Genomic DNA, 434 nt, shown 5'->3' with positions numbered 1-434 from the left:
AGATGCCTACGAATCATTCGGTTATGGTTTTCATTCGTCCCTCGCTCAAAGCTCGCGTAGGCGTGTGCATAGTAAACTGGACAGCTTACGACCTCAGAGAGCCTTGCAAATTCATGGCCATTGTCAGGGGTAATGGATTTGAAGTCATAACTTTTTTGAAGTTCCACCAGCTCATCATTGACCGCCTGTGCTGTTTTCCCATCAATCAAGCGAATGACGCCACCCCGGCCACCCCGTCCAGCAGGTCCGCATGCGCCCGCAGGTCCCCGGGTGCGCCGAGCGCCCGATCCACCGACAGTCCGCTCACCAGGGCGGCAATGTCACCCTGCGTGACCACCTCCGCGGTGCCGTCCGCGACCCCGGTCGCATCGTCGGCGATCTCGACGTCGGCCGGGACGATGCCGTAGACATACACACCGGTCGTCTGCTTCGTC

2 pseudogenes are annotated in these 434 nt (G+C 59.2%); both read right to left on the bottom strand.

Features of this window, described 5'->3' with window-relative positions:
• Nucleotides 1–218 (bottom strand): annotated as a pseudogene (locus P3H15_RS55220) (IS30 family transposase); the annotation flags it as partial.
• Nucleotides 218–434: pseudogene (locus P3H15_RS55215) on the bottom strand (GvpL/GvpF family gas vesicle protein); the annotation flags it as partial. The pseudogenes P3H15_RS55215 and P3H15_RS55220, both read right to left, overlap by 1 nt.

The sequence above is a fragment of the Rhodococcus sp. T2V genome, assembly GCF_029269925.1.
Classification (GTDB): Bacteria; Actinomycetota; Actinomycetes; order Mycobacteriales; family Mycobacteriaceae; genus Rhodococcus_F; species Rhodococcus_F koreensis.
Note: the sequence above shows the minus strand (reverse complement) of the source record. Positions and strands in the feature narration are given on the sequence as shown.